At 69.8% G+C, this 26,377-nt stretch carries 23 protein-coding genes; 18 read left to right on the top strand and 5 right to left on the bottom strand.

Going from position 1 to position 26,377, the window contains the following annotated elements; all coding sequences use genetic code 11:
• Positions 1 to 236 precede the first annotated feature (236 nt).
• Positions 237 to 1,073, bottom strand: coding sequence for a TauD/TfdA family dioxygenase (locus Q7T09_RS03170; protein ID WP_304697545.1), 837 nt, complete (start codon positions 1,071 to 1,073; stop codon positions 237 to 239).
• A 70-nt stretch (positions 1,074 to 1,143) separates the two neighbouring features.
• On the opposite strand from Q7T09_RS03170, the gene Q7T09_RS03165 reads away from it, so the two are divergent.
• On the top strand, positions 1,144 to 1,815 hold the full coding sequence (locus Q7T09_RS03165) for a Crp/Fnr family transcriptional regulator (RefSeq protein WP_304697543.1): 672 nt from the start codon (positions 1,144 to 1,146) through the stop codon (positions 1,813 to 1,815).
• Here Q7T09_RS03165 and Q7T09_RS03160 read toward each other — a convergent pair.
• Positions 1,812 to 2,264: a helix-turn-helix domain-containing protein gene (locus Q7T09_RS03160; RefSeq protein ID WP_304697542.1), complete on the bottom strand. Its 453-nt coding sequence runs from the start codon at positions 2,262 to 2,264 to the stop codon at positions 1,812 to 1,814. The two genes, Q7T09_RS03165 and Q7T09_RS03160, sit on opposite strands and share 4 nt — an antisense overlap.
• Before the next feature lie 93 nt (positions 2,265 to 2,357).
• On the opposite strand from Q7T09_RS03160, the gene Q7T09_RS03155 reads away from it, so the two are divergent.
• The 14 genes from Q7T09_RS03155 to Q7T09_RS03090 all read left to right on the top strand — a co-directional run bounded on the left by Q7T09_RS03155 (position 2,358) and on the right by Q7T09_RS03090 (position 19,274).
• Positions 2,358 to 3,113, top strand: a complete 756-nt coding sequence (locus Q7T09_RS03155) for an SDR family NAD(P)-dependent oxidoreductase (protein WP_304697541.1) — start codon at positions 2,358 to 2,360, stop codon at positions 3,111 to 3,113.
• The gene (locus Q7T09_RS03150; protein WP_304697540.1) at positions 3,113 to 3,718 is read left to right on the top strand and encodes a 2-hydroxychromene-2-carboxylate isomerase; all 606 of its coding nucleotides are present in this window, start codon (positions 3,113 to 3,115) and stop codon (positions 3,716 to 3,718) included. Before Q7T09_RS03155 ends, Q7T09_RS03150 begins: the two co-directional genes overlap by 1 nt.
• Positions 3,719 to 3,758: 40 nt before the next feature.
• Positions 3,759 to 5,417 carry a M28 family metallopeptidase gene (locus tag Q7T09_RS03145; protein WP_304697539.1) on the top strand — a complete coding sequence of 553 codons (1,659 nt, stop codon included), beginning with the start codon at positions 3,759 to 3,761 and terminating at the stop codon, positions 5,415 to 5,417.
• Positions 5,418 to 5,541: 124 nt separating this feature from the next.
• On the top strand, positions 5,542 to 6,192 hold the full coding sequence (locus tag Q7T09_RS03140) for a LemA family protein (RefSeq protein WP_304697538.1): 651 nt from the start codon (positions 5,542 to 5,544) through the stop codon (positions 6,190 to 6,192).
• Positions 6,189 to 6,980: a YgcG family protein gene (locus Q7T09_RS03135; protein WP_304697537.1), complete on the top strand. Its 792-nt coding sequence runs from the start codon at positions 6,189 to 6,191 to the stop codon at positions 6,978 to 6,980. Before Q7T09_RS03140 ends, Q7T09_RS03135 begins: the two co-directional genes overlap by 4 nt.
• Positions 6,980 to 7,672 carry a TPM domain-containing protein gene (locus tag Q7T09_RS03130; RefSeq protein ID WP_304697536.1) on the top strand — a complete coding sequence of 231 codons (693 nt, stop codon included), beginning with the start codon at positions 6,980 to 6,982 and terminating at the stop codon, positions 7,670 to 7,672. Before Q7T09_RS03135 ends, Q7T09_RS03130 begins: the two co-directional genes overlap by 1 nt.
• 164 nt (positions 7,673 to 7,836) lie before the next feature.
• Positions 7,837 to 9,204 (top strand): PAS domain-containing protein, encoded by a 1,368-nt coding sequence (locus tag Q7T09_RS03125; protein ID WP_304697535.1) that lies wholly within the window; start codon positions 7,837 to 7,839, stop codon positions 9,202 to 9,204.
• Between the two features lie 26 nt (positions 9,205 to 9,230).
• Positions 9,231 to 10,547, top strand: a complete 1,317-nt coding sequence (locus tag Q7T09_RS03120; RefSeq protein WP_304697534.1) for a CitMHS family transporter — start codon at positions 9,231 to 9,233, stop codon at positions 10,545 to 10,547.
• 53 nt (positions 10,548 to 10,600) lie between these two features.
• Positions 10,601 to 11,068 carry a (2Fe-2S)-binding protein gene (locus Q7T09_RS03115; protein WP_304697532.1) on the top strand — a complete coding sequence of 156 codons (468 nt, stop codon included), beginning with the start codon at positions 10,601 to 10,603 and terminating at the stop codon, positions 11,066 to 11,068.
• 1 nt (position 11,069) lies between these two features.
• The gene (locus Q7T09_RS03110) at positions 11,070 to 13,256 is read left to right on the top strand and encodes a xanthine dehydrogenase family protein molybdopterin-binding subunit (protein ID WP_304697531.1); all 2,187 of its coding nucleotides are present in this window, start codon (positions 11,070 to 11,072) and stop codon (positions 13,254 to 13,256) included.
• A 211-nt stretch (positions 13,257 to 13,467) separates the two neighbouring features.
• Positions 13,468 to 14,715: a TetR/AcrR family transcriptional regulator gene (locus Q7T09_RS03105; protein WP_304697530.1), complete on the top strand. Its 1,248-nt coding sequence runs from the start codon at positions 13,468 to 13,470 to the stop codon at positions 14,713 to 14,715.
• A 50-nt stretch (positions 14,716 to 14,765) separates the two neighbouring features.
• On the top strand, positions 14,766 to 18,125 hold the full coding sequence (locus Q7T09_RS03100; protein ID WP_304697528.1) for a carboxyl transferase domain-containing protein: 3,360 nt from the start codon (positions 14,766 to 14,768) through the stop codon (positions 18,123 to 18,125).
• A gap of 71 nt (positions 18,126 to 18,196) precedes the next feature.
• Positions 18,197 to 18,745, top strand: coding sequence for a hypothetical protein (locus Q7T09_RS03095; protein WP_304697527.1), 549 nt, complete (start codon positions 18,197 to 18,199; stop codon positions 18,743 to 18,745).
• Between the two features lie 43 nt (positions 18,746 to 18,788).
• The gene (locus tag Q7T09_RS03090; RefSeq protein ID WP_304697525.1) at positions 18,789 to 19,274 is read left to right on the top strand and encodes a hypothetical protein; all 486 of its coding nucleotides are present in this window, start codon (positions 18,789 to 18,791) and stop codon (positions 19,272 to 19,274) included.
• A gap of 30 nt (positions 19,275 to 19,304) precedes the next feature.
• On the opposite strand, the gene Q7T09_RS03085 is transcribed toward Q7T09_RS03090, so the two are convergent.
• Together Q7T09_RS03085 and Q7T09_RS03080 are read right to left on the bottom strand one after the other, a co-directional pair.
• The gene (locus Q7T09_RS03085) at positions 19,305 to 20,651 is read right to left on the bottom strand and encodes a VWA domain-containing protein (RefSeq protein WP_304697523.1); all 1,347 of its coding nucleotides are present in this window, start codon (positions 20,649 to 20,651) and stop codon (positions 19,305 to 19,307) included.
• A 19-nt stretch (positions 20,652 to 20,670) separates the two neighbouring features.
• Complete coding sequence (locus Q7T09_RS03080; RefSeq protein ID WP_304697521.1) at positions 20,671 to 21,585, bottom strand: MoxR family ATPase; 915 nt, start codon at positions 21,583 to 21,585, stop codon at positions 20,671 to 20,673.
• A gap of 206 nt (positions 21,586 to 21,791) precedes the next feature.
• On the opposite strand from Q7T09_RS03080, the gene Q7T09_RS03075 reads away from it, so the two are divergent.
• The 3 genes from Q7T09_RS03075 to Q7T09_RS03065 are packed head-to-tail and all read left to right on the top strand — an operon-like array spanning position 21,792 to position 26,027.
• On the top strand, positions 21,792 to 22,421 hold the full coding sequence (locus Q7T09_RS03075; protein WP_304697520.1) for a methylamine utilization protein: 630 nt from the start codon (positions 21,792 to 21,794) through the stop codon (positions 22,419 to 22,421).
• A 1-nt stretch (position 22,422) separates the two neighbouring features.
• Positions 22,423 to 24,774, top strand: a complete 2,352-nt coding sequence (locus Q7T09_RS03070) for a bifunctional diguanylate cyclase/phosphodiesterase (RefSeq protein ID WP_304697519.1) — start codon at positions 22,423 to 22,425, stop codon at positions 24,772 to 24,774.
• A gap of 11 nt (positions 24,775 to 24,785) precedes the next feature.
• On the top strand, positions 24,786 to 26,027 hold the full coding sequence (locus Q7T09_RS03065) for a hypothetical protein (RefSeq protein WP_304697518.1): 1,242 nt from the start codon (positions 24,786 to 24,788) through the stop codon (positions 26,025 to 26,027).
• A 145-nt stretch (positions 26,028 to 26,172) separates the two neighbouring features.
• Here the strand turns inward: Q7T09_RS03065 and Q7T09_RS03060 are convergent.
• Positions 26,173 to 26,377 (bottom strand): TonB-dependent receptor (locus Q7T09_RS03060; RefSeq protein WP_304697517.1); only part of this gene is annotated, 205 nt, incomplete at its 5' end.

Below are 26,377 nucleotides of genomic sequence, written 5' to 3'. Positions count from 1 at the left end.
CGCTCCGCCCGTGCGACTGTTCGGAAAAAGCTGACCGGCGGACGCGCCCTTGCCGGAACACCGGCCTCATCGACCAGGGACCCAACGAGCTACGCCCGCCTCAATCCAGCACCAGCCAGACCGTCAGGCAAATATACAGGGACCCAGGGGCGCCGGGCGTGCCGGAGATATCGGTGCTTCTGGGTCCCGGTCTTCCGCTCGCGCGGAAACCGGGATGACAGGGGTGGGGTTGACGCCTAGCTCAACGGGCCGCCGTCCAGGGTGATGCGGTGCATCAGGCGGTACTGGCCGGGATAGTCGTTCATCGCCTGGTGCCAGGTGCAGCGGTTGTCCCAGATCGCCATGGAGCCCTTGGCCCACTGGAAGCGGTGGACGAACTGCGGCTTGACGGCGTGCTGGTAGAGGTAGCCCAGCAGGGCCAGGCTCTCCTCGCGGGTCCAGCCGACGATGCCGGTGGTGAAGGCCGGATTGACGTAGAGCGCCTTCTTGCCGCTGCCCGGGTGGGTGATGACCATCGGATGGATCGCCTCGGGCACGTCCTTGTGGCCGGCAAGCTCGGCGCGGTCGCTCATGGCGTAGACGCTGCTCTCCCCGAAGACGTGCTCCGACGCGTGGTGCGCCTTGAGGGTGGCGAGCGTCGCCTTCAGGCCATCGGAGAGGGCGTCGTAGGCGGCGTACATGTCGGCGAACAGGGTGTCGCCGCCGGTGGGCGGCGTCTCGATGGCCAGCAGCACCGAGCCCATGGCGGGCGCCGCGTCATAGCTGTGGTCGGTGTGCCAGCCGCCACCGATGTTGGTCTTCTGCTCGGGAGTCTTCTCGACCTTGGCGATCTCGGGATGGCGCTCGGTCTTGGGGAAGTAGCGGTTGACGACGATGGGGGCGAGGCGCCTGGCGAAGGCGATCTGCTGCTCGGGCGTCATCTGCTGGCGGTGGATGAAGGCCACGCCGCGGTCGAAAACGGTGGCGCGGATCAGGTCGATCTCGGCCTCGGTGGCCCGGTTCAAGTCGACACCCTGAACCAGGGCGCCGCAGCCTTGCGTGGGGCGGATCGAGAGGTCGCGGGTCGTGGTCATGGCGGGCTCCTGTTGAGGAGAGCCTAGGTCGGCGGCTTGGCGAAGTTTGTCACCAAGGTTACAATTTAGAATGAGCCCTCGCGAGCGCGCCGCTGAACTGCTGACCAAGGCCGTCTGGCTACAGGGCCATGGGCCGGAGATGGTGGAGGCCCTGCTGACCCATGGCCGCATCGTCAACCTGCCGGCCGGGGCCTGGGCGCAGTCGGAGGGGGATGAGCAGACCGGCATCACCCTGGTGGTGGAGGGCGCCGTGCAGATGATGTGCGCCGCGCCGGGCGGGCGCGAGGTGCTGTTTGGGCAGGCAGGTCCCGGGGTGGCCCTGGGCCAGACCCTGCGGTTCGGCGGGGGACCCAGGCTGGTGACCCTCATCTGCGTTGAGGAGACCGTGCTGCTGGTGGTCCCCGACCATGCCCTGACCCGGATCGCGGCGGAGCGGCCGGAGGTCTGGCAGGCGGTGGCGGCGCTGGTCTATCTGCAACTGCGCGGCGCCCTGATGATCGCCGCCGAGGCCGTGGCCCTGCCGCCGCGCCAGAGGCTGGCCTCGCGCCTCGACATCATGGCCCGCACCGGCGGCCCGTCCCTGCGCATGAATCAGCAGGCCCTGGCCGAGATGATGGGCCTCTCCCGCAAGACCGTGAACTTCTATCTGCTGGGCTTCCAAAAGGCAGGCCTGCTCACCCTCGGCTACGGTCAGATCGAGGTCCGCGACGCGCCAGGCCTGAGGCGGATCGCCGAAAGCTAGGCGGCGCCCGGACCGGCTCGCGTCTCCACGTCCCTGGCGCCGACCGGGGCGTGGCATTCCGAGCAGGTCATCACCGGATGGAAGTCGCAGCCGCAGGCCTTGTGGCGGTGGAGCAGGGGGGCGCCGGCCTCGCCCGCATAGTGGCGGTCGCCCCAGGTCACGATGGTCATGACCACCGGATAGAGGTCCAGGCCCTTCTGCGTCAGGCGGTATTCGTGGCGGACCGGGCGGTCCTGATAGGGGACCTTGGCCAGCACGCCCTCCTCCACAAGCAGCTTCAGCCGCTCGGTGATGATGGTGCGAGAGATCCCCAGCCGCGCCTGGAAGGCCTCGAACCGCCGCACCCCCAGGAAGCAGTCGCGCAGGATCATCAGGGTCCAGCGGTCGCCGATCACCGCCACCGAGCGGGCGATGGAGCAGGGCTGGTCGGCGAGGTCTTCCCACTTCACGGGCGGTGGTCCTTTCGTGCCTTGACGTTATCTCATTGACTGGGTCCAGATTCAATACGATGGTTCGTCCAGAAACTGAACTCAGGTGAGGCCATGGCTTCTAAACTGCAAGCGGCGCCAAAGGTCTGTCTGGTGATCGGGGCCGGGGATGGAGTCGGCGGCGCCATCGCCAAGGCCTTCGCCGCCGAGGGGATGACCGTCTGTGTCACCCGCCGCGCCCGCAACCTCGACCAACTCGAGGCGCTCGCGCAAGACATCCGCAAAGCCGGTGGCAAGGCCCACGCCTTCGGGGTCGACGCCCGCGACGAGGCCGAGATGGTGGCCCTGTTCGATAGGGTGGAGGCCGAGGTCGGTCCGCTGGAGGTGGTGGTCTTCAACATCGGCGCGAACGTCCGCTTCGGCATCGTCGAGACCACCACACGGGTGTTCCAGAAGGTCTGGGAGATGGCCTGCTTCGCGGGCTTCCTGACCCTTCGTGAAGCCGCCCGCGTCATGACGCCCCGCGGTCGGGGCACGATCCTGGTCACCGGCGCGACCGCGTCCATGCGTGGCGGCAAGATGTACTCGGCCTTCGCCTCGGCCAAGGCGGCCCTGCGCTCGGTCGCCCAGACCGCCGGCCGCGAACTGGGACCGGTGGGGATCCATGTCGCCCACATCGTGGTGGACGGCGCCATCGACGGGGTCTTCACCCGCACCAACAATTCCCCCGAGGCCGTCGCGGCCAAACTGGCCGGCGACGAGATCCTCAAGCCGGAAGACATAGCCGCGAACTATGTCTGGCTGCACAATCAGCAACGCTCGGCCTGGACCCACGAACTGGATCTGCGCCCCTGGAAGGAGACCTGGTGATGGCCAAGACGATCGACTTCATCTTCGATTTCGGCAGCCCGAACGGCTACCTGGCCTGGAAGGTCCTGCCCGGGATCGCCGCCCGCCACGGCGCCACGGTCAACCTGATCCCCTGCCTGCTGGGGGGCATCTTCAAGGCCACGGGCAATCAGTCGCCGGTCACCGCCTTCGGCGGGGTGAAGGGCAAGCTGGAATATGAGGGCCTGGAGACCCTGCGCTTCGTCGCCGCCCATGGCCTGACCGCCTATCGCTCCAACCCCCACTTCCCGGTCAACACGCTCTTGATCATGCGCGGCCTGGTGGCGGCGCGGCGGGCCGGGGTGGGCGACGCCTATCTGGAGGCCGTGGTCTGCGCCATGTGGGAGCAGGGGCTGAAGATGGACGATCCGGAGGTGGTGGCGGGCGTGCTCGCCAAGGCCGGCCTCGACGCCAAGGCGATCCTGGAGGCGACCCAGGATCCGGAGGTGAAGGCCGAACTCGTCGCCAACACCGAGGCCGCCGTGGCCCGGGGCGCCTTCGGCGTGCCGACCTTCTTCGTCGACGGCGAGATGTTCTTCGGCAAGGACCGGCTGGGCGCGGTGGAGGCGGAGCTTTCGCGGGCCTGACGAGGGCCTTAGGGTCGGCCTCCAGTTTGGAGTCCCGCCCATGAAGACCGTCGCCCTCGTCCTCGCCGCCGCCCTGATGGCTGGGACCGCCCAGGCGCAGACCTCGGGGCCCATCGACCCGGCGCGGCTGTCGGCCATCGTCAATCAATTGGCTTCTGACGAGTTCGAGGGCCGCTCTCCCGGTTCGCCCGGCGAGCAGAAGACGGTCGACTACCTGATCGGTCAGTTCAAGGTCCTGAAGCTGGAGCCGGCCGGGGACAAGGGCGGCTGGACCCAGGAGGTCCAGCTCCAGCGGCTCCAGGTGCAGCCGGGGGCCAAGCTCAGCGTCTCGGTGGGCGGCAAGGCCACCGCCCTGGAACAGGCCCAACAGATCAATGTCGCCACCCTGCGGCCGGTGGATCACGTCAGTATCGAGGACGCCCCGATGGTCTTCGTCGGCTATGGGGTCAAGGCGCCCGAACGCGGCTGGGACGACTTCAAGGGCGTCGATCTGAAGGGCAAGGTGGCGGTCTTCCTGATCAACGACCCCGACTTCGAGGCGCAGGCCGGCGAGCCCGTGGCCGGCAAGTTCGGCGGCCAGGCGGCGGCCTATTACGCCCGCTGGACCTACAAGTACGAGGAGGCGGTGCGCCAGGGCGCCATCGCCGCCCTGATCGTCCACGAGACGCCGGGCGCCGGCTATGGCTGGTCGACGGTGGCGGCCTCCAACGGCGAGAGCTTCGACATCGTCCGGCCCGATCCGGCCAAGGACAAGCTGCTGCTGCAGGGCTGGATCCAGCGCGACCTGGCGGTGGATGTGTTCAAGTCGGCGGGGCTGGACTTCGAGGCCCTGAAGACCAGCGCCCGGTCGGCGGATTTCAAGCCGGTGGCGCTGACCGGCGCCACCTTCTCCGCCGACTATGGCGTGACCCACAGCCAGGTCACCAGCCGCAACGTGCTGGCCAAGCTGACCGGCGCCAGCAAGCCGGCGCAGAGCGTGATGTTCTCCGCCCACTGGGACGCCTTCGGTCTGGGGGCGCCGGTGGGTGGCGACAAGGTCCGTCACGGGGCGGCCGACGACGCCATCGGGGTGGCCGGCGTGCTGGAGATCGCGCGCGCCTTCGCCACCGGCCCGCGCCCAGCCCGCACCACCCTGTTCGCCGCGTGGACGGCGGAGGAGCGCGGCCTGCTGGGGTCGGAATATTACGGCGTCCATCCGACCACGCCGCTGGACCAGATGGCGGCCAACTTCACCATGGACGTTCTGCAGACCGCCGGACCGTCCAAGGACGTGGTGCTGGTGGGCTATGGCCAGAGCCAGCTCGACGACCGCCTGATCGCCGCGGCGAAGGCGCAAGGTCGGACGGTGACGCCCGACGCCCATCCGGAGCGCGGCCTGTTTTTCCGCGCCGACCATTTCAGCCTGGCCAAGCACGGCGTGCCGGTGATGCTGATGATGGGGCTGGGCGGCGGGGCCGACCTGGTCACCGGCGGCCGCGAGGCCGGCGACAAGTGGGTCAGCGACTATACCGCCTACTGCTACCACCAGCCCTGCGACGCCTGGAGCCCCGACTGGGACCTGCGCGGCGCGGCCCAGGATGTGGAACTGCTCTATTCGATGGGCAAGGCCATCGCGTCCGATCCCAAGGACTGGCCGGCCTGGAAACCCGGTTCGGAATTCAAGGCGATCCGCGACCAGACGGCGAGCCTGCGGAAATAGACCGCCCTTGCCCCGCTGAGCTTTCCAAAGCTTAATCCCGCCACCGTTGCGCGTGATCAAGGTCGAGGCCACATAGGCTGCCAGTCATGCTCGTTCCTGACGCTGCTCTCAAGGAGCCACACACTTGTCCACGCTTCGCAATCGCCTCGCGCGCGCCGCCCTCCTGGTGCTCGCGCCTGTCCTGATCGTCGGCTGCGGGATCAACAACATCCCCACCAAGGAAGAGCGCGCCAAGGCTCAGTGGGCCGAGGTCCAGAACCAGTATCAGCGTCGCGCCGACCTGATCCCCAATCTGGTGGAGACGGTGAAGGGCTACGCCGCCCAGGAAAAGAGCGTCCTGACCGCGGTGACCGAGGCCCGCGCCTCGGCGACCCAGGTCAAGGTGGACGCCTCGACCCTGACCAACCCGGCCCAGTTCCAGCAATATGCCGCCGCCCAGGACAAGCTGTCGGGCGTGCTCGGCCGGCTGATGATGATCCAGGAGAACTACCCGGACCTGAAGTCCAACCAGAACTTCCTGGCCCTGCAGAGCCAGCTTGAGGGCACCGAGAACCGGATCACGGTGTCGCGCCGCGACTACAACGAGGCGGTCCGCGACTACAATCTGGAGTTCCGCAAGTTCCCCAACAGCTTCTGGGCCTCCACCGTCCATAGCGGCTCCAAGCCGATGGTGATGTTCCAGGCCAACGCCGCCGCGCAAGCCGCGCCCAGCGTCAGCTTCTCGCCGACGACGGCGCCGGCGGTGTCCACCCTCCCGGCCGCGCCGGCCCAATGACCCAGCGCAAGGGACCGCGGGGCCTGCTGGTCCTCGCGGTCCTCGGCCTCTTTGTGATGGCCGGCGCGGCGCTCGCCGCCCCCAAGTTCCCCCCGCTCACCGGGCGGGTGGTGGATCAGGCCGGCTTGTTGTCGCCCGACGCCGAGCAGAGGCTGACCACCGAGCTCGCCGACCTGGAGACCAAGACCGGCCGCCAGATGGTGGTGGCGACCCTGCCCGATCTGCAGGGCTACGAGATCGAGGACTACGGCTACCAGCTCGGCCGCGCCTGGGGCATCGGCGACAAGACCCGCAATGACGGGGTCCTGCTGCTGGTGGCGCCCAACGCCAAGAAGGTGCGGATCGAGGTCGGCTATGGCCTGGAGGGCATCCTCACCGACGCCCTGTCGAGCCTGATCATCCAGAATAAGATCCTGCCCGCCTTCCGGTCGGGCAAGATGGAGGAGGGGGTGATGTCCGGCGCCGAGGCGGTGATCGGCCAGCTTTCCCTGCCAGACGATCAGGCCAAGGCCATCGCGGCGGCGACCCCCACGCCGGAGCCTGAGTCGGAGTCCAGCTTGCCCGGCGTGATCATCTTCATCGTGGTGATCATCTTCTGGGTGCTCAGCGGCATCCTGCGGGCCGGCCGCCGCGGCCGCGGCCGCGGCCGCCGCGCCGGCGGCGGCTTCTGGTGGCTGCTGCCCCTGCTGCTCTCCGGCGGCGGAGGCGGCGGTCGCGACCATGGCGGCGGCGGCTTCAGCGGCGGCGGCGGATCGTTCGGCGGCGGCGGCTCTTCAGGAGGATGGTGATGCTTTCAGAGGCCGACCGCACGCGCATCGAGGCCGCGGTGACCCGCGCCGAACTGCGCACCAAGGGCGAGATCTACACCGTGGTGGCCAGGGAGTCCTCGGATTACCGCGAGGTGCCCGTGGCCTGGGCCGCCATCGCCGCCCTGGCCGCCCCGGCGGTCCTGCTGGCCGGCGGCATCGAGGTGACGGCGCCAGACATCCTCACCGGCTGGACCGCCGCCCAGATCGGGGCGGTGGCCGAACAGGCCGTTCGCGGCGCCCTGATGGGGGCCATCCTGCTGCAGGGCGCGCTCTTCGTCCTGGTGGCCCTCGTGGTGGGGGCGATCAAACCCCTGCGACGCCTGCTGACTCCCAAGGGTCTGAAGCGCGAGCGTGTGCGGCGCCGGGCCCAGGAGCAGTTCCTGGCCAAGAACCTCGCCGCCACCCGGGAGCGCACCGGGGTGCTGATCTATGTCTCGACCGTCGAGCGCATGGCCGAACTGATCGCCGACGAGGGTGTCGCCGCCAAGGTCGACCCCAAGGTCTGGGACCAGGCCATGGCCGCCCTGATCGACGGCATTCGCGCCAAGAAGCCCGGCGAGGGCTTCGAGGCGGCCATCGCCCTGTGCGGCGCCATCCTGGCGCAACACTTCCCGTCGACCCCCGACGACAATCCCAACGAGCTGCCTGATTCGGTGGTCCTGCTGCCCTGATCGCCGGCGGGACGAGGTCGCGGCGGCGGTTTTGACCCGCAACTAAAGCGGGAAACGCCTTATTTTCTCTCTCGTTAGGGATGCGTCGTTATTCGCAGTTGTAGGGTAAGCTGCGCCAGACCAGAGTGCCGGCCGCCCAATTCCGGGCGCTCGGGAGCCGTCTCGTGGGAAAGCCGCCGTCCGAAGCGCGCGATCCGACCTTTCGCGCCCTGGCGCCGGCCATGGCGCTGGGCATGGTCTACCAGATGGAGGCCTCGCCCGATGCGGCGGAACGGCGCTTCGTCTACGTCTCCGAAAACTGCCTGGCCCTCAATGGCGTGACCGCCGAGGCGGTCATGGCCGATCCAACCGTCTTCTTCGGACTCGTGGCGCCCGAGCATCGGGAGCGCGCCGCAGGGGCGACCCGGCAGGCGATCCTGGCCCGCACGCCCCTGGACATCGAGTTGGCCTTCCACCGGCCCGACGGGGAGGTCCGCTGGCATCGCATCACCTCGGCGCCTCGGTCGGACCGCGACGGATGGACCCTGTGGGACGGCATCCAGATCGACATCACCCCCCGCAAGCGGGCGGAGCTTGAGCTGGAGGAACAGCGGCGGCGGCTGGAGGTGGCGGTGGACGCCACCGGCCTTGGTTTCTGGGACTACGACATCCGCGCCCGCAAGCTGACCTGGTCGGAGCACACCAAGACCCTGTTCGGCCTCGCGCCGGAGGCCGAGGTGTCCCTCCCGTCCTTCATCGCCGCGATCCATCCCGAAGACCGGTCCCGGTTGAACGCGGCCTTCGTCGAGGCGAGGGACGTCAAGGGCGGCGATTTCGCCCTCGACCATCGCATCGTGTCGTCGGACGGCGCCATCCGCTGGCTCTCGTCCTCAGGCCGCATCATGTTCGACGACGGCGGTCCCAAGGTCGTGGTGGGGACCTCCCTCGACATCACCGAACGCCAGGCCGCCGAGGCGCGTCAGCGTCTGGTGATGGGGGAGCTGGCGCACCGGGGCAAGAACGGCCTGGCCATGGTGCTGGCCATCGTCAGCCAGACCGGCCGCAGCGCCTCCAGCGTGGCCGAATACCAGCAGCTGCTTACCGCGCGGCTGGAGGCCATGGCCCGCTCCCAGGACCTGATGACCGGCGCCGGCGGACGGCCCCCGGATCTGCTGTCCCTGCTGACGGAAGCCCTGCGCCCCTTCGACGGCGCGCGGATCAGGCTGGACCCCGAGCTCGGGACGGTGAGGCTCAACCCCGACCTGGCCCTGGCGCTCGCCCTGCTGCTGCATGAGCTGGCCACCAACGCCACCAAGTACGGCGCCCTGTCGATCTCGGCCGGACACATCGAGGTCAGCAGGGTCGCGGCCGAGCCCGGGCGCTCGGCCTTCCTCTGGCGCGAGCGCGGCGGCCCCCCGGTGAGCAAGCCCGGCCGCATCGGTTTCGGCAGCCGCCTGCTGCAGGCGGCCCTTCGCCCGCAGGGCGGCCGCATCGATAGCGCCTTTGAGCCGGAGGGATTCTCGGCGAGGCTGGAGTTCCCGGCGCAGACCTAGCGACAAGACGGCGGGTGGGAGACCGCATGCTGACCCTGCTCGCCTTCGCCATGGTGGCGACCTTCATGACCCTGATCATGACCGGTCGCGTCTCGGCCCTGGTGGCCCTGATCCTCACCCCGGTCGCCTTCGGCCTGCTGGCGGGACACGGCGCCGATCTGGGTCCCATGATGCTGGAGGGGGTGAAGGCGCTCGCCCCCACCGGGGTGATGCTGGCCTTCGCCATCCTGTTCTTCGGCCTGATGACCGATGCGGGCCTGTTCGATCCCCTGGTGCGGCTGATCGTCCGCGTCGTGCACGGAGACCCGATGCGGATCGTGGTGGGGTCGGCGGTCCTGGCCCTGTTGGTCTCCATGGATGGCGACGGCTCCACCACCTATCTGATCTGCTGCACGGCCATGATTCCGCTCTACCGGCGGATGGGGCTCAATCCGCTGATCCTGGCCTGCCTGCTGATGCTGGCCTGTGGGGTGACCAACATCACCCCCTGGGGCGGCCCCACGGCGCGAGCGGCGAGCGCTCTGCACCTCGACGCCGGGGCGGTGTTTGTGCCGATGATCCCGGCCATGCTGGCCGGCGCGGCCTTCATCCTGCTGGCGGCCTACGGTCTTGGACGCGGCGAGCGGCGCCGGCTGGCGGCCCTGTCGTCGGACGGGACGGTGCGCGATCCGGGGGACGCCGACCTCACCGAGGACCTGGTGCGGACCAACGACCTCACCGAACGGCCCAAGCTGATCCTGGCCAACCTCGCCCTGACCCTGGCCCTGCTGGCGGGCCTGGTGCTCGGGGTCCTGCCGCTGCCGGCGCTGTTCATGATCGCCACCGCCATCGCGCTGGTGCTGAACTATCCCTCGCTGGCGGCGCAGAAGGCGCGGATCGCGGCCCACGCCCCCAACATCCTGCCGGTGATCAGCCTGATCTTCGCCGCCGGCATCTTCACCGGCATCCTCAATGGCACGGGCATGACCGACGCCATGGCCGGCAGCGTCACCGGCCTGATCCCGCCGGCGCTCGGCCCCTACATGGCGCCGGTCATCGCCCTGCTGGCCATGCCGTTCACCTTCTTCATCTCCAACGACGCCTTCTATTTCGGCATCCTGCCGATCCTGTCGGAGGCCGCGACGCCCTACGGAATCGCCCCGGTGGAGATGGCGCGCGCCTCGCTCACCGGCCAGGCGGTGCACCTGCTCTCGCCCCTGGTGCCGTCGACCTATCTGCTGGTGGGCCTGGTGCGGGTGGAGCTTGCCCAGCACCAGAGGTTCACCCTGGCCTGGGCCGTGGCGCTCTCCCTCGTGCTGCTGGGGGCGGGAATCCTCACCGGCGCCATTCCTCTGGCTGGCTAAGGTCCAAACCCCCCGCTAGAATTTCCCCAACGATAGAATGGGGAGCAGGCGCGATGGCCTACAAGATCAACGTCAACGGCAAGGCCCGGAGCGTCGATGTCGAGGCGGGCACGCCCCTGCTCTGGGCCCTGCGCGACGGGCTCGGGATCCTGGGGCCGAAGTTCGGCTGCGGGATCGGCCAGTGCGGCGCCTGCACCGTCCATGTCGACGGCCAGCCGGTGCGGTCCTGCGCCTTCCCCATCGAGAGCGTCGGCGCCGCCAAGGTTCTCACTATCGAAGGGGTCGGCGCCACCCCCAACGGCAAGAAGGTCCAACAGGCCTGGATGGAGCTGGACGTCGCCCAGTGCGGCTACTGCCAGCCCGGCCAGATCATGTCGGCCACCGCCCTGCTGAACGCCACGCCCAAGCCCGCCGACGCCGACATCGACTCAGCGATGAGCGGCAACATCTGCCGCTGCGCCACCTACATCCGCATCCGCGCGGCGATCAAACAGGCCTCCGGCCAGAAGGTGGAGGCGTAAGATGGCCGACGGTTTCACGGACGGCGCCTCGCGCCGCGACCTGCTGAAGACCGGCGCCCTGGCCGGCGGGCTGATGCTGTCCTTCAGCGTGGCCGGCAAGGCCGGGGCGGCGGAGACGCCCGCCAAGCTCAACGCCTATGTCAGCCTGACCCCGGACAACAGGGTCACCATCGTCTCCAAGAACCCGGAGATCGGCCAGGGCATCAAGACCTCCCTGCCGATGATCATCGCCGAGGAGTTCGACGTCGACTGGAACTCGGTGACGACGAAGCAGGCCGACGGCGATCCGGCCACCTATGGCCGCCAGTTCGCCGGCGGCAGCATGGCCACCCCCCTGCACTGGGACGAGCTGCGCCGGGTGGGCGCCGCGGGCCGGGCCATGATCGTGGCCGCGGCCGCCCAGACCTGGGGGGTCCCGGCCGCCGAATGCACGACTCTGTCGGGGGTCGTGCATCATAAGGCCTCGGGGAAGACGGCGACCTATGGGTCGCTGGCCGCCAAGGCCGCGACCCTGCCGACGCCGGACCTCAAGACCGTCGCCCTGAAGGACCCCAAGGACTACCGCATCCTGGGCAAGTTCATGCCGCAGGTGGACTCCGAGGCCCTGGTCACCGGCAAGCCGCTGTTCGGGATCGATGTGGTGGTTCCGGGCATGCTCTACGCCACCTTCGAGAAGGCCCCGGTGTTCGGCGCCAAGGTGGCCAGCGCCGACCTCGCCGCCGCCAAGGGGGTGAAGGGCGTGCGCCAGGCCTTCGTGGTGGAGGGCGGAACCGACCTCTCGGGCCTGCTGCCCGGCGTGGTGGTGGTAGCCGACAGCTGGTGGCAGGCGCGCAAGGGCCGCGAGAAGCTGAACATCCAGTGGGCCGACCACCCGACCTCGCAGCAGTCGACGGCGGGCTTCGACGCCCAGGCCCTGGCGCTCTCCAAGGGTCCGCCCCTGCGCACCGAGCGCAACGACGGCGACGCCGCCGCCGGGCTGAAGGCCGCGGTCAAGACGGTGGAGGCGGCCTATGCCTATCCCTTCCTGGCCCACGCCGCCCTGGAGCCGATGAACTGCACGGCCCACTTCAAGGACGGCAAGCTGGAGATCTGGGCGCCGACCCAGAACCCCGAGGCCGGCCGCCAGCTGGTGGCCAAGACCCTGGGGATCGCGCCCGCCGACATCACCCTGCACATGACCCGCTGCGGCGGCGGTTTCGGCCGCCGGCTGGCCAACGACTACATGGTCGAGGCCGCCTGGATCGCCAAGCAGGCGGGCGCGCCGGTCAAGCTGCTGTGGACGCGGGAGGACGACCTGCGTCACGATTTCTATCGTCCGGCCGGCTATCACTTCCTCTCCGGCGGGGTGGACGCCTCGGGCGCCGTCACGGCCTGGCGCGACCACTTCGTCAGCCTGGGCGCCGACGGCAAGTTCGCCTCCAGCGCCGGCATGTCGGCGGGCGAGTTCCCGGCCCGCTTCGTGCCGAACTTCCGCTACGACCTGTCCCTGATCCCCTCGGGGGTGCCCACGGGGCCGCTGCGGGCGCCGGGCAGCAATGCGCTGGCCTTCGTCATGCAGTCCTTCATCGACGAGCTGGCCCATGCCGCGGGCGCCGACCCGGTGGCCTTCCGCCTGAAGCTGCTGGGGGACGGCGCCATGATGGGGACCCCCGGCCGCGACGGCTACGCCGCCGACCGCATGCGGGGCGTGGTCAAGCTCGCCGCCGAAAAGTCCGGCTGGGGCAAGACCAAGCTGCCCGCGGGGACCGGCATGGGGGTGGCCTTCCACTTCAGCCACATGGGCTATTTCGCCGAGGTGGTGCAGGCCAGCGTCGCCGCCGACGGGTCGGTGAAGGTCGACAAGGTCTGGGTCGCCGCCGATGTCGGTCGCCAGATCGTCAATCCGGCCGGAGCCATCAACCAGGTCCAGGGCTCGGTGATCGACGGCCTGTCCGCGGCGCTCGGCCAGAAGATCACCATCGAGGGCGGGACCGCGGTCCAGAGCAACTTCAGCGACTATCCGCTGCTGCGGATGGCCGATGCGCCGCCGGTGGAGGTGCATTTCCTGATCACCGACAATCCGCCCACCGGGCTGGGAGAGCCGGCCCTACCACCGGCGCCTCCGGCGCTCTGCAACGCGATCTTCGCGGCGACGGGCAAGCGGATCCGCAGCCTGCCGATCGACACCGAGGCCTTGAAGCGCGCCTGAGCTGAGGTTTCGACGTCCGGGCGGCTTTCGCCCGGACGTGGGGCCGGGCTAGAGCCTGTCCGTTTCAGATGGACTCATCTGAAACGGATAAACAGGCTCGCTCTTTGTATGTTTAGAGCGTGACGGGCGCCTGAACCGGTAGCCACTTCAGGCTGTCACGCTCTAAGATAACTTCAGAAGATGCGGTACGACCGCGCGAAGTGATGGGCCGATGAGTCAGGGCGTCGAGCTGCAGGAAAAGGTGACTCGAGGTCCCACCCGGCGCTTCGAGCAGCGCAAGAGCGCCATCGTCAGCTCTGCGGTCGAGGTGCTGAACCGCAAGGGCGTGCGCGGCATGACCCTAGGGGAGGTGGCCGCCCGGCTGAACCTGGTCCCCACCGGGGTCATCTACTATTTCCGCAACAAGGAGGACCTGGCCGCGGCCTGCTTCCTCCAGGGAATCGCCCGCTTCAACGCGCTGCTGGCGGCGGGCCGGGCCGGGGCCGACGTGCGGACGCGCCTGACCCTCTTCCTGGACGCCTATTTCGACTATCGCCACCGCGCGGTCCTGGGGGAGGCCGAGCCCATCGCGGTGTTCAACGATGTCCGCGCCCTGAAGTCCGAGCCGGTCAACGCCGCCTATGTCGACATGTTCCGGAGCGCCCGGAGCCTGCTGTCGGGGCCGGAGACGGCGGGCCTGACCCGGCTGGCGCTGAACGCGCGCACCCACATGCTGGTCTCGGAGATCTTCTGGACGGTGGCCTGGCTGCACCGCCACGACCCTGAGGACTATGGCCGCGTCTCCCAGCGCATCCTCTCCATCGCCGCCGACGGCCTGGCCGCGCCGGGCGCCGTCTGGAACCCTCAGCCCCTGCCGGACCTGATCCCCGAGCCGCCGGCGGGCGGGGAGATCTCCAGCGAGCTCTTCCTGCGGGCGGCCACCGAGCTGATCAACGAGGAGGGCTATCTGGGCGCCTCGGTGGAGAAGATCTCCGCGCGGTTGAACGTCACCAAGGGCGCCTTCTATCATCACAACGAGACCAAGGATGAACTGGTGGCCGCCTGTTTCGAGCGCACCGTCGAGGTGATGCGCAGGGCCATCCGCCAGGCCGAGGCGGTCTCCGCCACCGGCCTGCAGACCCTGGCCACCGTGGCCGCGGCCCTGGTGGCCTACCAGATGTCGGGCAACGCCCCCCTGCTGCGCACCTCGGCCCTGACCTCGGCGCCGGAATCGATCCAGCCGCAGCTGGTGGCCAAGTTCGACCGCATCTCCGACCGTTTCGCCTCGCTGATCAGCGACGGGATCGCCGACGGTTCGCTGCGGGCCGTCGACACAAATATCGGCGCCCAGATGATCACCGCCATGATCAATGCGGCCGCCGATCTGCACTACTGGGCGCCGGCGGCCAGTCCGGAGATGGCGGTCAGCCTCTATGTGCGGCCCTTCTTCGAGGGCCTGCTGTCTGCCCCCGCGCCCTGAGGCGGCGGGATAAACGATGAGACGGCCGCAGGCGGCCACGAAGGGTAGGGATGTCCGTGAAGAAGCTGCTGATCGCCAACCGCGGCGAGATCGCCGTGCGCATCGCCCGCACCGCCGCCGAGATGGGACTCCCCACCGTCGCGGTCTACGCCCAGGACGACGCGGCCTCCCTCCACACCCGCAAGGCCGACGAGGCCGTGGCCCTGAACGCCTCGGGCCCGGCGGCCTATCTCGACGGCGCCCAGATCCTGGAGGCGGCCCGGGCGGCGGGCGCCGACGCCATCCATCCCGGCTATGGCTTCCTCAGCGAGAACGCCGCCTTCGCGCGGTCCTGCGCGGCGGCCGGCGTCACCTTCGTGGGGCCCAGCCCCGAGACCCTGGAGCTGTTCGGCGACAAGGGGCAGGCCCGGGCCCTGGCCGCCCGCTGCGACGTGCCGATCCTGCCGGGGACGGAGGGAACCACGACGCTGGATCAGGCCAAGGCCTTCCTGGCGGGGCTCGGGGCCGGCGGGGCGGTGATGGTCAAGGCGGTGTCGGGCGGCGGCGGGCGCGGCATGCGCCCGGCGCGCACGGTGGAGGAATTGGAGCAGGCCTTCGAGCGCTGCGCCTCCGAGGCCCTGGCGGCCTTCGGCGACGGCGCCCTCTATGTGGAACAGTTCCTGACCCGCGCCCGGCATATAGAGGTGCAGATTCTCGGCGACGGGGCCACCGTCTCCCACCTGTGGGACCGCGAGTGCAGCCTGCAGCGTCAGCGCCAGAAGGTGGTGGAGATCGCCCCGGCCGACACCCTGCCCATGCAGATCCGTGAGCAGCTGTTCGAGGCCGCCGTGGCGCTCGGCCGCGCCGCCCACTATCGCAGCCTGGGCACCGTGGAGTTCCTGGTGGAGGTGGGCGAGCAGCCGCGCCTGGTGTTCATCGAGGCCAATCCGCGCCTGCAAGTGGAGCACACGGTGACCGAGGAGGTCCTGGGGCTGGATCTCGTCCGCCTGCAGATCGAGGTGGCGCGCGGCAAGTCCCTGGCCGACCTGAGCCTCACCCAGACGCAGGTCCCGACCCCACGCGGAACCGCCGTCCAGGCGCGGGTCAACCTGGAGACCATGGGCGCCGACGGCTCGGCCCGTCCCGCCGGCGGGGTGCTTTCGGCCTTCGAGCCGCCCTCGGGTCCGGGGGTCCGGGTCGACGGCTTCGGCTATGCCGGCTACCGCACCAGCGCCCGCTACGATTCCCTGCTGGCCAAGCTGATCGTCCACGCGAACGCCGGCGGCCTGCCGACCGCCGTGGCCAAGGCCCACCGGGCCCTGTCGGAATTCAAGATCGTGGGCGCCCCAACCAATATCGGCTTCCTGCAGAGCCTGCTGGCCCATCCGGCGGTGGCGGTGGGCGAGGTCCATACCCGCTTCATCGAGGAAACCATGGGCGAGCTGGCCGCGACGGCCGAGGCGCCCAAACTCTATTTCGAGGCCGCGGCGTCAGGCGGCGTGGCCAAGCGCGCGGGCGTGCAGATCGACGCGACCGATCCCCTGGCCGTCCTGGCGCTCGGCAAGGAAGAGCGGGTCGCCGCCCCGGAGCCCGACGCCGAGGCCGAGGGGCCGGAGGGGACCAAGCCCCTGCGCGCGCCGCTGCAGGGCACGGTGATCGCGCTTTCCGTGGCGGTGGGCGACGCCGTCCGGATGGGCCAGCCCCTGTTCATCATGGAGGCCATGAAGATGGAGCACGTGGTGGCCGCCGGCTTCTCCGGCGTGGTGCGTGAGATCACCGTGACGCAGGGCGACACGGTCTTCGAGGATCACCCCCTGGCCTTCCTGGAGGAGGCCGAGGTGGAGGGCGGCGCCGGCGAGGCCGAGGAGGTCATCGACCTGGACCATATCCGTCCCGACCTGGCCGAGGTGCTGGAGCGCCACCGCCTGACCCTGGACGAGGCCCGCCCCGAGGCCGTGGCCCGGCGGCGGAAGACCAAGCAGCGGACCACGCGAGAGAACGTGGCCGACCTCTGCGATCCCGGCAGCTTCACCGAATACGGCGCGCTCACCGTCGCCGCGCGCCGCAAGCGCCACAGCCTGGATGAGCTGATCGCCCAGACCCCGGCCGACGGCATGGTCATGGGCTGGGGCCAGGTGAACGGCGGCCTGTTCCCCGAGGAGAAGTCCCGGGTGGCGGTGATGGCCTATGACTACACCGTGCTGGCCGGCACCCAGGGGGCGCACAACCACGAGAAGCTCGACCGCATGAGCGAGCTGGCCCTGCGCTGGCGGGCGCCAACGGTCTTCTTCACCGAGGGCGGCGGCGGGCGTCCGGGCGACACCGAGGGCGGCGGCTTCACCCGCGGGTTCGAGTTCTGGGGGCGGCTGTCGGGGGCCGTGCCCCTGGTGGGGATCAATTCCGGCCGCTGCTTCGCCGGCAACGCCGCCATCCTCGGCTGCTGCGACGTGATCATCGCCACCAAGGACTCGGCGCTCGGCATGGGCGGCCCGGCCATGGTGGAGGGGGGCGGCCTGGGGGTCTTCCGCCCCGAGGAGATCGGGCCGCTGAAGGTCATGCAGGCCAACGGCACCATCGATGTGCTGGCCGACGACGAGGCCGACGCCGTGCGCCTGGCCAAGCAGTACATCTCCTATTTCCAGGGCCCGGTCGCCGACTGGACCTGCGCCGACCAGCGGCTGCTGCGCCGGTCGATCCCGGAGAACCGGCTGCGGGTCTATGACGTGCGCAAGGTGATCGAGCTGATCGCCGACGAGGGTTCGGTGCTGGAGCTGCGGCCCAAGTTCGGCCTGGCCATGATCACCGCCTTCATCCGCATCGAGGGGCGGCCGGTCGGGGTGTTCGCCAACAATCCGCACCACATCGGCGGCGCCATCGACTCCGACGCCTCGGACAAGGCCGCCCGCTTCATGCAGCTCTGCGAGGCCTTCGACATCCCGCTGCTGTCGCTGTCGGACACGCCCGGCAACATGGTGGGACCGGAGGCGGAGAAGACCGGCCTGATCCGCCACTGTTCGCGGCTGTTTGTGATTGGGGCGAACCTCACGGTGCCGATCTTCTCGGTGATCCTGCGCAAGAGCTACGGCCTGGGCGCCATCGCCATGACCGGGGGCAGCTACCAGGCGGCCATGTTCTGCGTCGCCTGGCCGACGGGCGAGTTCGGCGGCATGGGGCTGGAGGGTTCGGTGAAGCTGGGCTACCGCAACGAGCTGGCGGCCATCGCCGATCCGGTGGAGCGCAAGAAGAGCTTCGACGAGCGGGTGGCGCGGGCCTATGCGGCCGGCAAGGCCCTGGCCCGCGGGGCGGGGACCGACCTGGACGACGTCATCGACCCCGCCGACACCCGCCGCTGGGTGCTGGCCGGGCTGAAGGCCCTGCCGCCCGTCCCGCCGCGCACCGAAAAGAAGCTGCGCTGGATCGATTCCTGGTGAGGCGGCGTCCAGCTTGACCGCGCGGGCCGTCCGAAAGACTGTGCGGGCAAGCCGGAAGAGGGGGCTGACGCATGTCTCGATCCATCGCCGCGCTCCTGGGCGTGGCCCTGCTGCTGGCGGGACAGACCGCCGCGGCGCAGTCGTCCAAGCCGCCCCCCGTGGTCGCCGCCGGGCCCGCGCCGAACGTGCCCTGGTGCCCCCCCGGCCTGACCAAGGACCCGGCGGGCAAGTGCGTGGCGCCGGCCGCCAAGCCCGCGTCCGCGCCGGGCGAGACGCCCACCGTCTACCAGACGGTCAATGGGGTTCGCACGGTGGTCGCGGGACCGGGGGCCGCGCCGCCGTCGATCCAGTCTCCCACCGCCGCCAAGCCGATCGCGGCTGGGCCGATCTCGGCCGCGAAACCCGCGACGGCCTACCCCAAGCCGATCGCGGCCGCGCCGGTCACGATCGCGGTGGGCGAGCCCAATGGCGACTGCACCACCCGGGGCCGCGACCTGATCCACGATTCCCGCTCGCCGGGAGGCTGCGCCCCCTGTCCGCGCGGCCGGATTCCCAACAGCGCCCGCCAGGCCTGCGTCATCCCGCTTCCCAGCCCCTATCGGCGGTCTTCCGGCGGGTGAGCCGCCGGGCTAGGTTGCTTCCATCTCCGGCCCGAGGCGCGTCATGCGGACCCTGCTGATCTCCACCCTGCTGGCCCTGGCCGCGACCCCGGTCCTGGCCCAGTCCTACGAGCACGCGATCTCCCAGTCGCCGGCCTATGATCGCGACGCCGGCTATGGCGATCGCGGCGCTCCCCGGGACGACGGCTATGGACGGGACGATCGCGCTCCGCCCGACGAAGCCGGCCGCTACCAGGACCAGGGCGCCTATGGCCAATACGACCGGCCGCCCCCGCCGCGCCGTCACCGGTCCGCCCCCGCGCCCGTCAGCCGCTACGCGGGCTTCGGCAATCCCGTCTATTATGACGACGGCATGATCCGCACCGGCCGCGACTATCCGGCGGGCACGGTGGGACTGGCCTATGGCCCGCAGGCCCGGCCCCAGGTCTGCACCGTCCGCCGCAGCTATTACGACGCCGACCAGGGCCGCTACCGCGTCGTGCGCCGCCGCGTCCCCTGCGCGGGGCAGGGGCGCTACGAAGAGGAATAGGCGCGGGCCCGCGCGGGGCTGGCCCTTCCCTTAGTGCGGCACGTAGGTCCGCAGCACGTCCTCGATGATCCGCTCGAGCTGGGCGAGCGTGTTGCAGGGCTTGGCCACGTGGCAGAACCGCTCGTAGCGGTGCATGACGCTGTCGCCCTGGCCCCAGTAGCTCTCGGGTTCGGGGTTCAGCCAGATCATCGCGCGGCAGCGCTTCTGGATCGTCGCGAACAGGTCGATGCGCGGGTCGGCGTAATTTGACCGCGCGTCGCCCAGGAAGATCACCGTGGTGTGGCGGTCGATCTGGTCCAGGTGCTGTTCGCAGAAGTCCTCCAGGCTCTTGCCGTAGTCGGTCTGCTGGAAGCCGATCTTCTTGAGCACCTCGAGGATGGCGGTCTCGACCTTGTTGTCGTCCAGCAGGTCGTTGACGCTGATCATCCGGCCGGAGAAGGCGAAGGCCTCCATGCGGTCCACCACCTCGTTGAGGCTGTAGAGGAAGGTCAGCAGGAACTGGGCGGCGGCGGCGACGGACTTGGAGACGTCGCAGATGGCCACGATGTTCGGCTTCTCCACCTTCTGGGTCTTCCAGACGATCTCGAAGGGCAGGCCGCCATAGGCCATGGAGCGGCGCAGGGTCCGGCGGACGTCCAGGTGCCCGCGGCGGGCGCGGTTGCGGCGGCGCGAATAGCGGTCGGCCAGCCGCTTGGCCATCTTCTTCACCAGGGCCTGCATCATGGCCAGATCCTGTGGGTCGATGCCGCCCTCGGCGTTCAAGGCCTTTCGGGCCAGCAGCTCCTCGCGGAGGTTCTTGCCACTCTCGGAGGCGTAGAGCTCGTGCTGGCGGTCGACATAGCGCTGGGCCTCTTCGGTCAGCGCCTTCTTGCCGGCCTCCAGCCGCCCCACCAGGGCCTGGCTGCGGGCGTCCTCCAGCTTCTTGGCCGCGGCGATGATCTGCTCGATCTCCGCCAGGCCCATCTCCTCCAGCATCTTCCGCGTCAGGCGGCTGCGCTGGGTGGAGAGCCGGATCGACGAGACCTGGGCCCGCTCGGCGGCGGCCTCCATGGCCTGGGCCAGGGCCGAGACGTCGCCGTTGAGCAGCATCTGGGCCAGCTCGGAACCCGCGACCTCCGGCGGCATGGCCTCGGGCTCGCCGTCCGCCCCCTGGGGCGGCGGCTCCATCTGGAAGGTCTCGCGGGCGAAGAAGGTCTCGAAGGTTTCGTCGAAGCGGTCGACCTCGTCGGCGGTCTTGGCCAGGGTCGCGCAAAGCGCGTCCTTGAACAGCTCGCGGTCGGCGAAACCCACCATGGCCACCGTCAGGTGGGCGTCGATCGCCTCCACCGGCGAGACCTTGACGTCCGCGGCCCGCAGGGCCCGGAGGAAGTCTTCCATCGCGCCTTGCATGGCGGCCTCAGACCAGGGGCCGGCGGATCAGCTCGACGATCTGCGGCTCCACGGCGGCGATGTCCTGCTCGAACTTGAGCAGCACGTTGAGGCTGTCGCGCACCACCTCGCCGTCCAGGCTCTCGGCGTTGAGCAGGATCAGCGCGCGGGCCCAGTCCACGGTCTCGGAGATGGAGGGCGACTTGCGCAGGTCGAGCGTGCGCAGGGACTGCACGAAGGCCACCAGCTCGTGGGTCAGCTTGGCCTCGATGCCGGGGACCCGGCTGGCGACGATCTTCCGCTCCAGGGCGGCGTCGGGCAGGGGGATGTGCAGGTGCAGGCAGCGGCGCTTCAGGGCGTCGCCCAGGTCGCGCACGTTGTTGGAGGTCAGGAAGACGATCGGCGGGGTCTTGGCCTTCAGCACCCCCAGCTCGGGGATGGAGACCTGGTAGGCCGAGAGCACCTCCAGCAGGAAGGCCTCGAAGGCCTCATCGGACTTGTCGATCTCGTCGATCAGCAGGACGCAGCCGTCGTCCTCCTGCAGCGCCTTCATCAGCGGGCGCGGCTCCAGGAAGGGTTCGGAGAAGAACAGGTCGCCCATGCCGTGCAGCCGGTCCATGGCCGCGTCCATGTCGACGGCGTCGGCCAGTTGCGCGCCCATGCGGTCCTTGAGGATCTGGGTGTAGAGCAGCTGCTTGCCGTACTTCCACTCGTACAGGGCCTTGGACTCGTCGAGGCCCTCGTAGCACTGCATGCGGATCAGCGGCAGGCCGAGCAGGGCGGCGGTGGACAGCGCCAGTTCGGTCTTGCCGACCCCGGCCGAGCCTTCCACCAGGATGGGCTTCTGCAGGTGCACGGCCATGTAGAGGGCGGTGGCGATACGCCGCGAGGCGATGTAGCCGACGCCGGCCAGGCCTTCGATCAGGGCGTCCACCGAGGACATGGGACTGCTCGCCGCGGCTGAAATCGCCGCCGTCGCCGTAATCGTCAAAGTCGTAGCTTTCAAAAATTGGCGCAAAGCACGCCGGAGAGAAGGTCAATGGCTCCACTGTGCCAAGGGCCGAGCCCCTTGTGCAAGCCTTCGCGTCGTCGCGGGCGAGCGCGGCGGCGCTTTACCAGAGGTTCACACCAGAATGGGTAAGGTTACCCATGCGCCTCCCCCCGGCTCTCCTCCTCGGGCTCCTGGTGGCGGGCCCGGCCTGGGCCGGCGACCTGGCGGTCAGCCTGAAGACTCCGTCCGGCAAGCCGGTGGCGGACGCCGTGGTCGTGGTCGCCGCGCCGACGGGGACGGCCAAGGCCCCGATCAAGTTCCCCTGGCCCTATCGCATGGCCCAGAAGGACATGAGCTTCCAGCCCTTCGTCCTGCTGGTCCCGGCCGGCGCCGAGGTGGTGTTCCCCAACTTCGACCCGGTGCTGCACCACGTCTATTCCTTCTCGCCGGCCAAGCCCTTCGAGCTGAAGCTCTACGGCCGCGACCAGACCCGGGTCGTACAGTTCGATCGCGTCGGGATCGTCGCGGTGGGCTGCAACATCCACGATGACATGTCCGGCTATGTGCGGGTGGTGGACACCCCCTTCGCGGCCAAGACCAACGCCGCCGGCGAGGCCGTCATCCCGGGCCTGCCAGCCGGCCCCGTGACCTACAGCGTCTGGCATCCCTATCTGAAGGCCGTCCGCAACGAGGTGACCCGCGCCGCGGTGATCCCCGCCTCCGGCGCCCTGCGCCAGGCCTTGGTCGTCGATCTGCGGCCGCCCCCCATGAAGCACGGGGGCTACTGAGGTGGAGCTCCTGCTCGGCCGCCTGTCGCGGTTCAAGTACCTGCGCACCAAGCTGACCCTGCTCTATGCGGCGCTGTTCGGCGTGACCCTGATCCTGATCGCGGCGGCGGTCTTCTCGGCGATCTCCGGCGCCGCCCAGCGCCAGGTGCGCGGCGAACTGACCGCCTCGGGCACGGTGTTCGACCGCGTCTGGTCCCTGCGCTCCGAACAGCTGCGCCAGGGCGCGGCCCTGCTCAGCCGCGACTTCGGCTTCCGCGAGGCGGTGGCGACCCGCGACCAGGCCACCATCGTCTCGGCCATGGAGAACCTGCGCGCCCGCATGCGGGTCGACCTAGCCTTCATCGTCGGCGTCGATGGCCTGGTGACCGCCGCCGACACCAGCCGCCTGACCCCGCGGGCCGACGACCTGACCGCGGCCCTCTACGAGTCCGAGGCGCCGGCCGGGGTCTTCGTCCTCGACGGCGTCCCCTATCAGATGATCGCCGCCCCGGTGATGTCGCCGGACCTGATCGGCTGGGTGGTGTTCGCCGCCCGCCTGGACCAGACCGAGATGTCGGCCCTGGAGCGCCTCGCCGCCATCCCGCTGGACGCCAGCGTGGCCCACAGGACAAGGGACGGCTGGGTCTCCAGCGAGACGATCGGCCGGCAGGACCTGGCCAGGTTGGGCGCCTTCATCGAGACGGCGACCGCCGCCCGGATCACGACGCCGCGCACCCTGCAGACCTCCTCGGGCAAGGCCATCGCCCTGGTGAAGCCCCTGCCGTCCCTCACCGGGCGGGAAGCGGTTGACCTGGTGCTGAGCTACCCCCTGTCGCGCGCCTGGGGCCCCTACCAGCCGCTGCTGGCGGTGATCGCCGGAGCCAGCCTGCTGGGCCTGCTGCTGGTGATCTACGGCAGCTGGACCCTGGCCAAGAGCGTCACCCGCCCGATCTCCGCCCTCGACGAAGGCGCCAGGCGTTTGCAGCGGGGCGAGGACGCCCACGTGCCCGTCGACAGCCACGACGAGATCGGCCGGCTGGCCGAGAGCTTCAACATCATGGCCACCGAGATCCGAGAGCGGGAGCGGCGGATCACCCACCTGGCCCACCATGACGCCGAGACCGGCCTGCCCAATCGCCTGGCCCTGGAGGAGGCCCTGGACCTGCTCCGCGCGCCCGGGGACCAGGGGTTGTTCGTCGCCGTCCTGGGGATCGACCGCTTCGCCCATGTCCGCGGCGCCATCGGCTACGCCCCAGCCGCCCAGGTCATCCGGGAGGTCGGCGAGCGCCTGGCTGGGCTGCAGCCTCGCGGCGCGGTGGCCCGACTGTCCACCGACGTCCTGGCCCTGGCCTTCGAGGCCGACAGCCTGGGCGCCGCCGAGGCTCTGATGCTGCACCTGCTGGATGACCTTGAGCAGCCCATGCACATCGGCGGCGACGCCATCGACGTGGCCCTGACCGTCGGCCTGTCGCCGGTGGCCGCCGGCGACGCCCCCGGCGCGGCCATCGAACGCGCCAACATCGGCTTCGACCAGGCCCGCGCCGCCCGGCGAAAGATCGCCGCCTTCGACGCCGAGACCTATGGTGATCCGTCCTCCAACCTGGCCCTGATGAGTGGCATGCTCTGGGCGATCCGGTCGGGCCAGATCGAGCTCCACCATCAGCCCAAGTTCGACCTGCGCTCGCGCCGGGTGAGCGCCGTGGAGGGCCTGGTCCGCTGGCGCCACCCGACCCGGGGTCTGCTGCGGCCCGATCTCTTCATCCCCATGGCCGAGGAGACCGGCCACATCCGCACCCTGACCGACTGGGTGCTGAAACAGGCCATCGAGGACCAGGCCCTGCTGGCCAGGCAGGGCCACGAGATCGAGATGTCGATCAACATCTCGGGCCGCCTGCTGGGGGACCGGGACTTCGCCGACCTGGTGGACCGCCTGGCGCCAGGCGCCGTGGGCCAGCTCTGCTTCGAGATCACCGAGACGGCGGTCATCGACAATCCGGACCTGGCCCTGGAGCTGCTCGACCGCTTCCGGGAAGCCGGGGTCTCGATCTCCATCGACGACTTCGGCACCGGCCTGTCGTCGCTGGCCTATCTCAAGCAGATCCGCGGCCAGGAGCTGAAGATCGACCGGTCCCTGATCATGGGCGTCACCGAGAGCCAGAGGGACGCCCTGATCGTCCGCTCCACCATCGACCTGGCCCACGGCCTGGGCCTGAAGGTCACCGCCGAGGGGGTCGAGAAGTCCGAGGCCTTCCAGCTGCTGGCGGCCATGGGCTGCGACGCGATCCAGGGCTACCTGATCGCCAAGCCCCAGCCGCTGAACGAACTGCTGATCTTCCTGCGCGAGGATGAGCTGTCCAAGCGCGGCTTCGGCTGACGGAGGGCGCCGTGAGACAGACCATCTGGCGGGCGGGATTGGGGGTGCTGCTCCTGGCCCTCGGCGGCGGCGCCGCCCGGGCGCAGGCCAGCCTGTTTGGTCCCGAGACCCTGCACGGCGTCATCGACGTGCGGCTCTCGGCGGCGGACGGCGAAACCAGTTGGCTCGACGGCGGGGCAGGCAAGACCATCGCCTCCGGAGACGAGGCCGGGCTCTTCCTGGCCAATGCGGCCCTGGAGTGGAAGCCTCGCTTCAGCTTCGCCTTCAGCGGAGTCGTCACCGCCGAGCTACAGCCCAAGCTCGATCCAAAGGCCGATCTCGGCGAGGCCTATCTGAAGTTCCGCGGGCCGCCGAGCCGCCTGGGCCGAGTCTCGGCCCGCGCCGGCCTCTTCTACCCACCGGTCTCCATGGAGCATGACGGGGTGGCCTGGACCGATCCCGACATGCTCACCGCCTCGGCGATCAACAGCTGGATCGGCGAGGAGGTCAAGGTGGGGGGGCTGGAGGCGACGGCCGAGCGCAGCTTCGGCGACCACCAGGTCTCGGCCACGTTGGGCGTCTTCGGCTGGAACGACACATCGGGCGCCCTGCTGAGCTTCCGCGGCTGGGCCCTGCATGGGGTGAAGACCGGGGCCAAGACCGGGTTCGAACTTCCGCCCCTCTCCAAGTACATGAAGACCAAGCAGGCGCCCGACACCTATCCGGTGCTGGAGCTGGACAACCGGGCCGGCTTCTATGGCCGTCTCGAATGGCGGCCGCCGGCGCCGGTGGTGCTGAACGCCACCTATTACGACAACGCCGGGGACCGCATCTCGGTGGCGGCCAAGCAGTGGGCCTGGGAGACACGTTTCCTGAACCTGGGCGTCAAGGTCGCCCTCGGCGACCGCACCAGCCTGCTGGCCCAGGCCATGTCGGGGGAGACCCTGATGGGCTACCGCGCCCCGGGGGGCCATTGGATCGACATGGGCTTCCACGCCGCCTACCTGATGGCCAGCCGCGACTATGGCGCCGATCGCCTCTCGGCGCGGATCGACTGGTTCGAGACCAACGACCGCACCCTGCGGGCCCTCGACGACAACGATGAGACCGGCTGGGCCCTGGCCGCCGACTGGCGTCATCCCCTGTCGCCGCGCGCCGCCCTGCTGTTCGAGGCCCTGCACGTGAGCAGCGACCGACCGGGACGGGCCTATGGCGGGGTGGCGCCCAAACAGGACCAGACCGTCCTGCAATCGGCGCTGCGGTTGACCTTCTAGCGCGCCATGTCCGTCGCCCCAGGCGCGGGTCGGAGGGCGACCGCGACGCTCTCGCGCCACGTCGTCACCCGCTGGAGGCGGTCTCCAGATATGAAAAAGGCCCGGGCAATCGTCCGGGCCTTCTCCGTTTCAGAGCTGTGAAGCCCTAGTACTTCAGGGTCACCGTGGCCATCCAGGTGCGCGGGGCGCCGAAATAGGCCGTGCGGATGCCGCCCACCGAGGAGAACTCCTGGGCGTCGGTCTTGTAGACCTCGTCGGCGAGGTTCTTGCCGTAGATGCCGGCCGACAGGTTCCGCTCCGAGTTCTCCCAGACGATCTGCGCGTCATAGAGCCAGTAGCTCGGCTGGAAC

This window comes from Phenylobacterium sp. (assembly GCF_030645195.1).
GTDB lineage: Bacteria > Pseudomonadota > Alphaproteobacteria > Caulobacterales > Caulobacteraceae > Phenylobacterium.
Note: the sequence above shows the minus strand (reverse complement) of the source record. Positions and strands in the feature narration are given on the sequence as shown.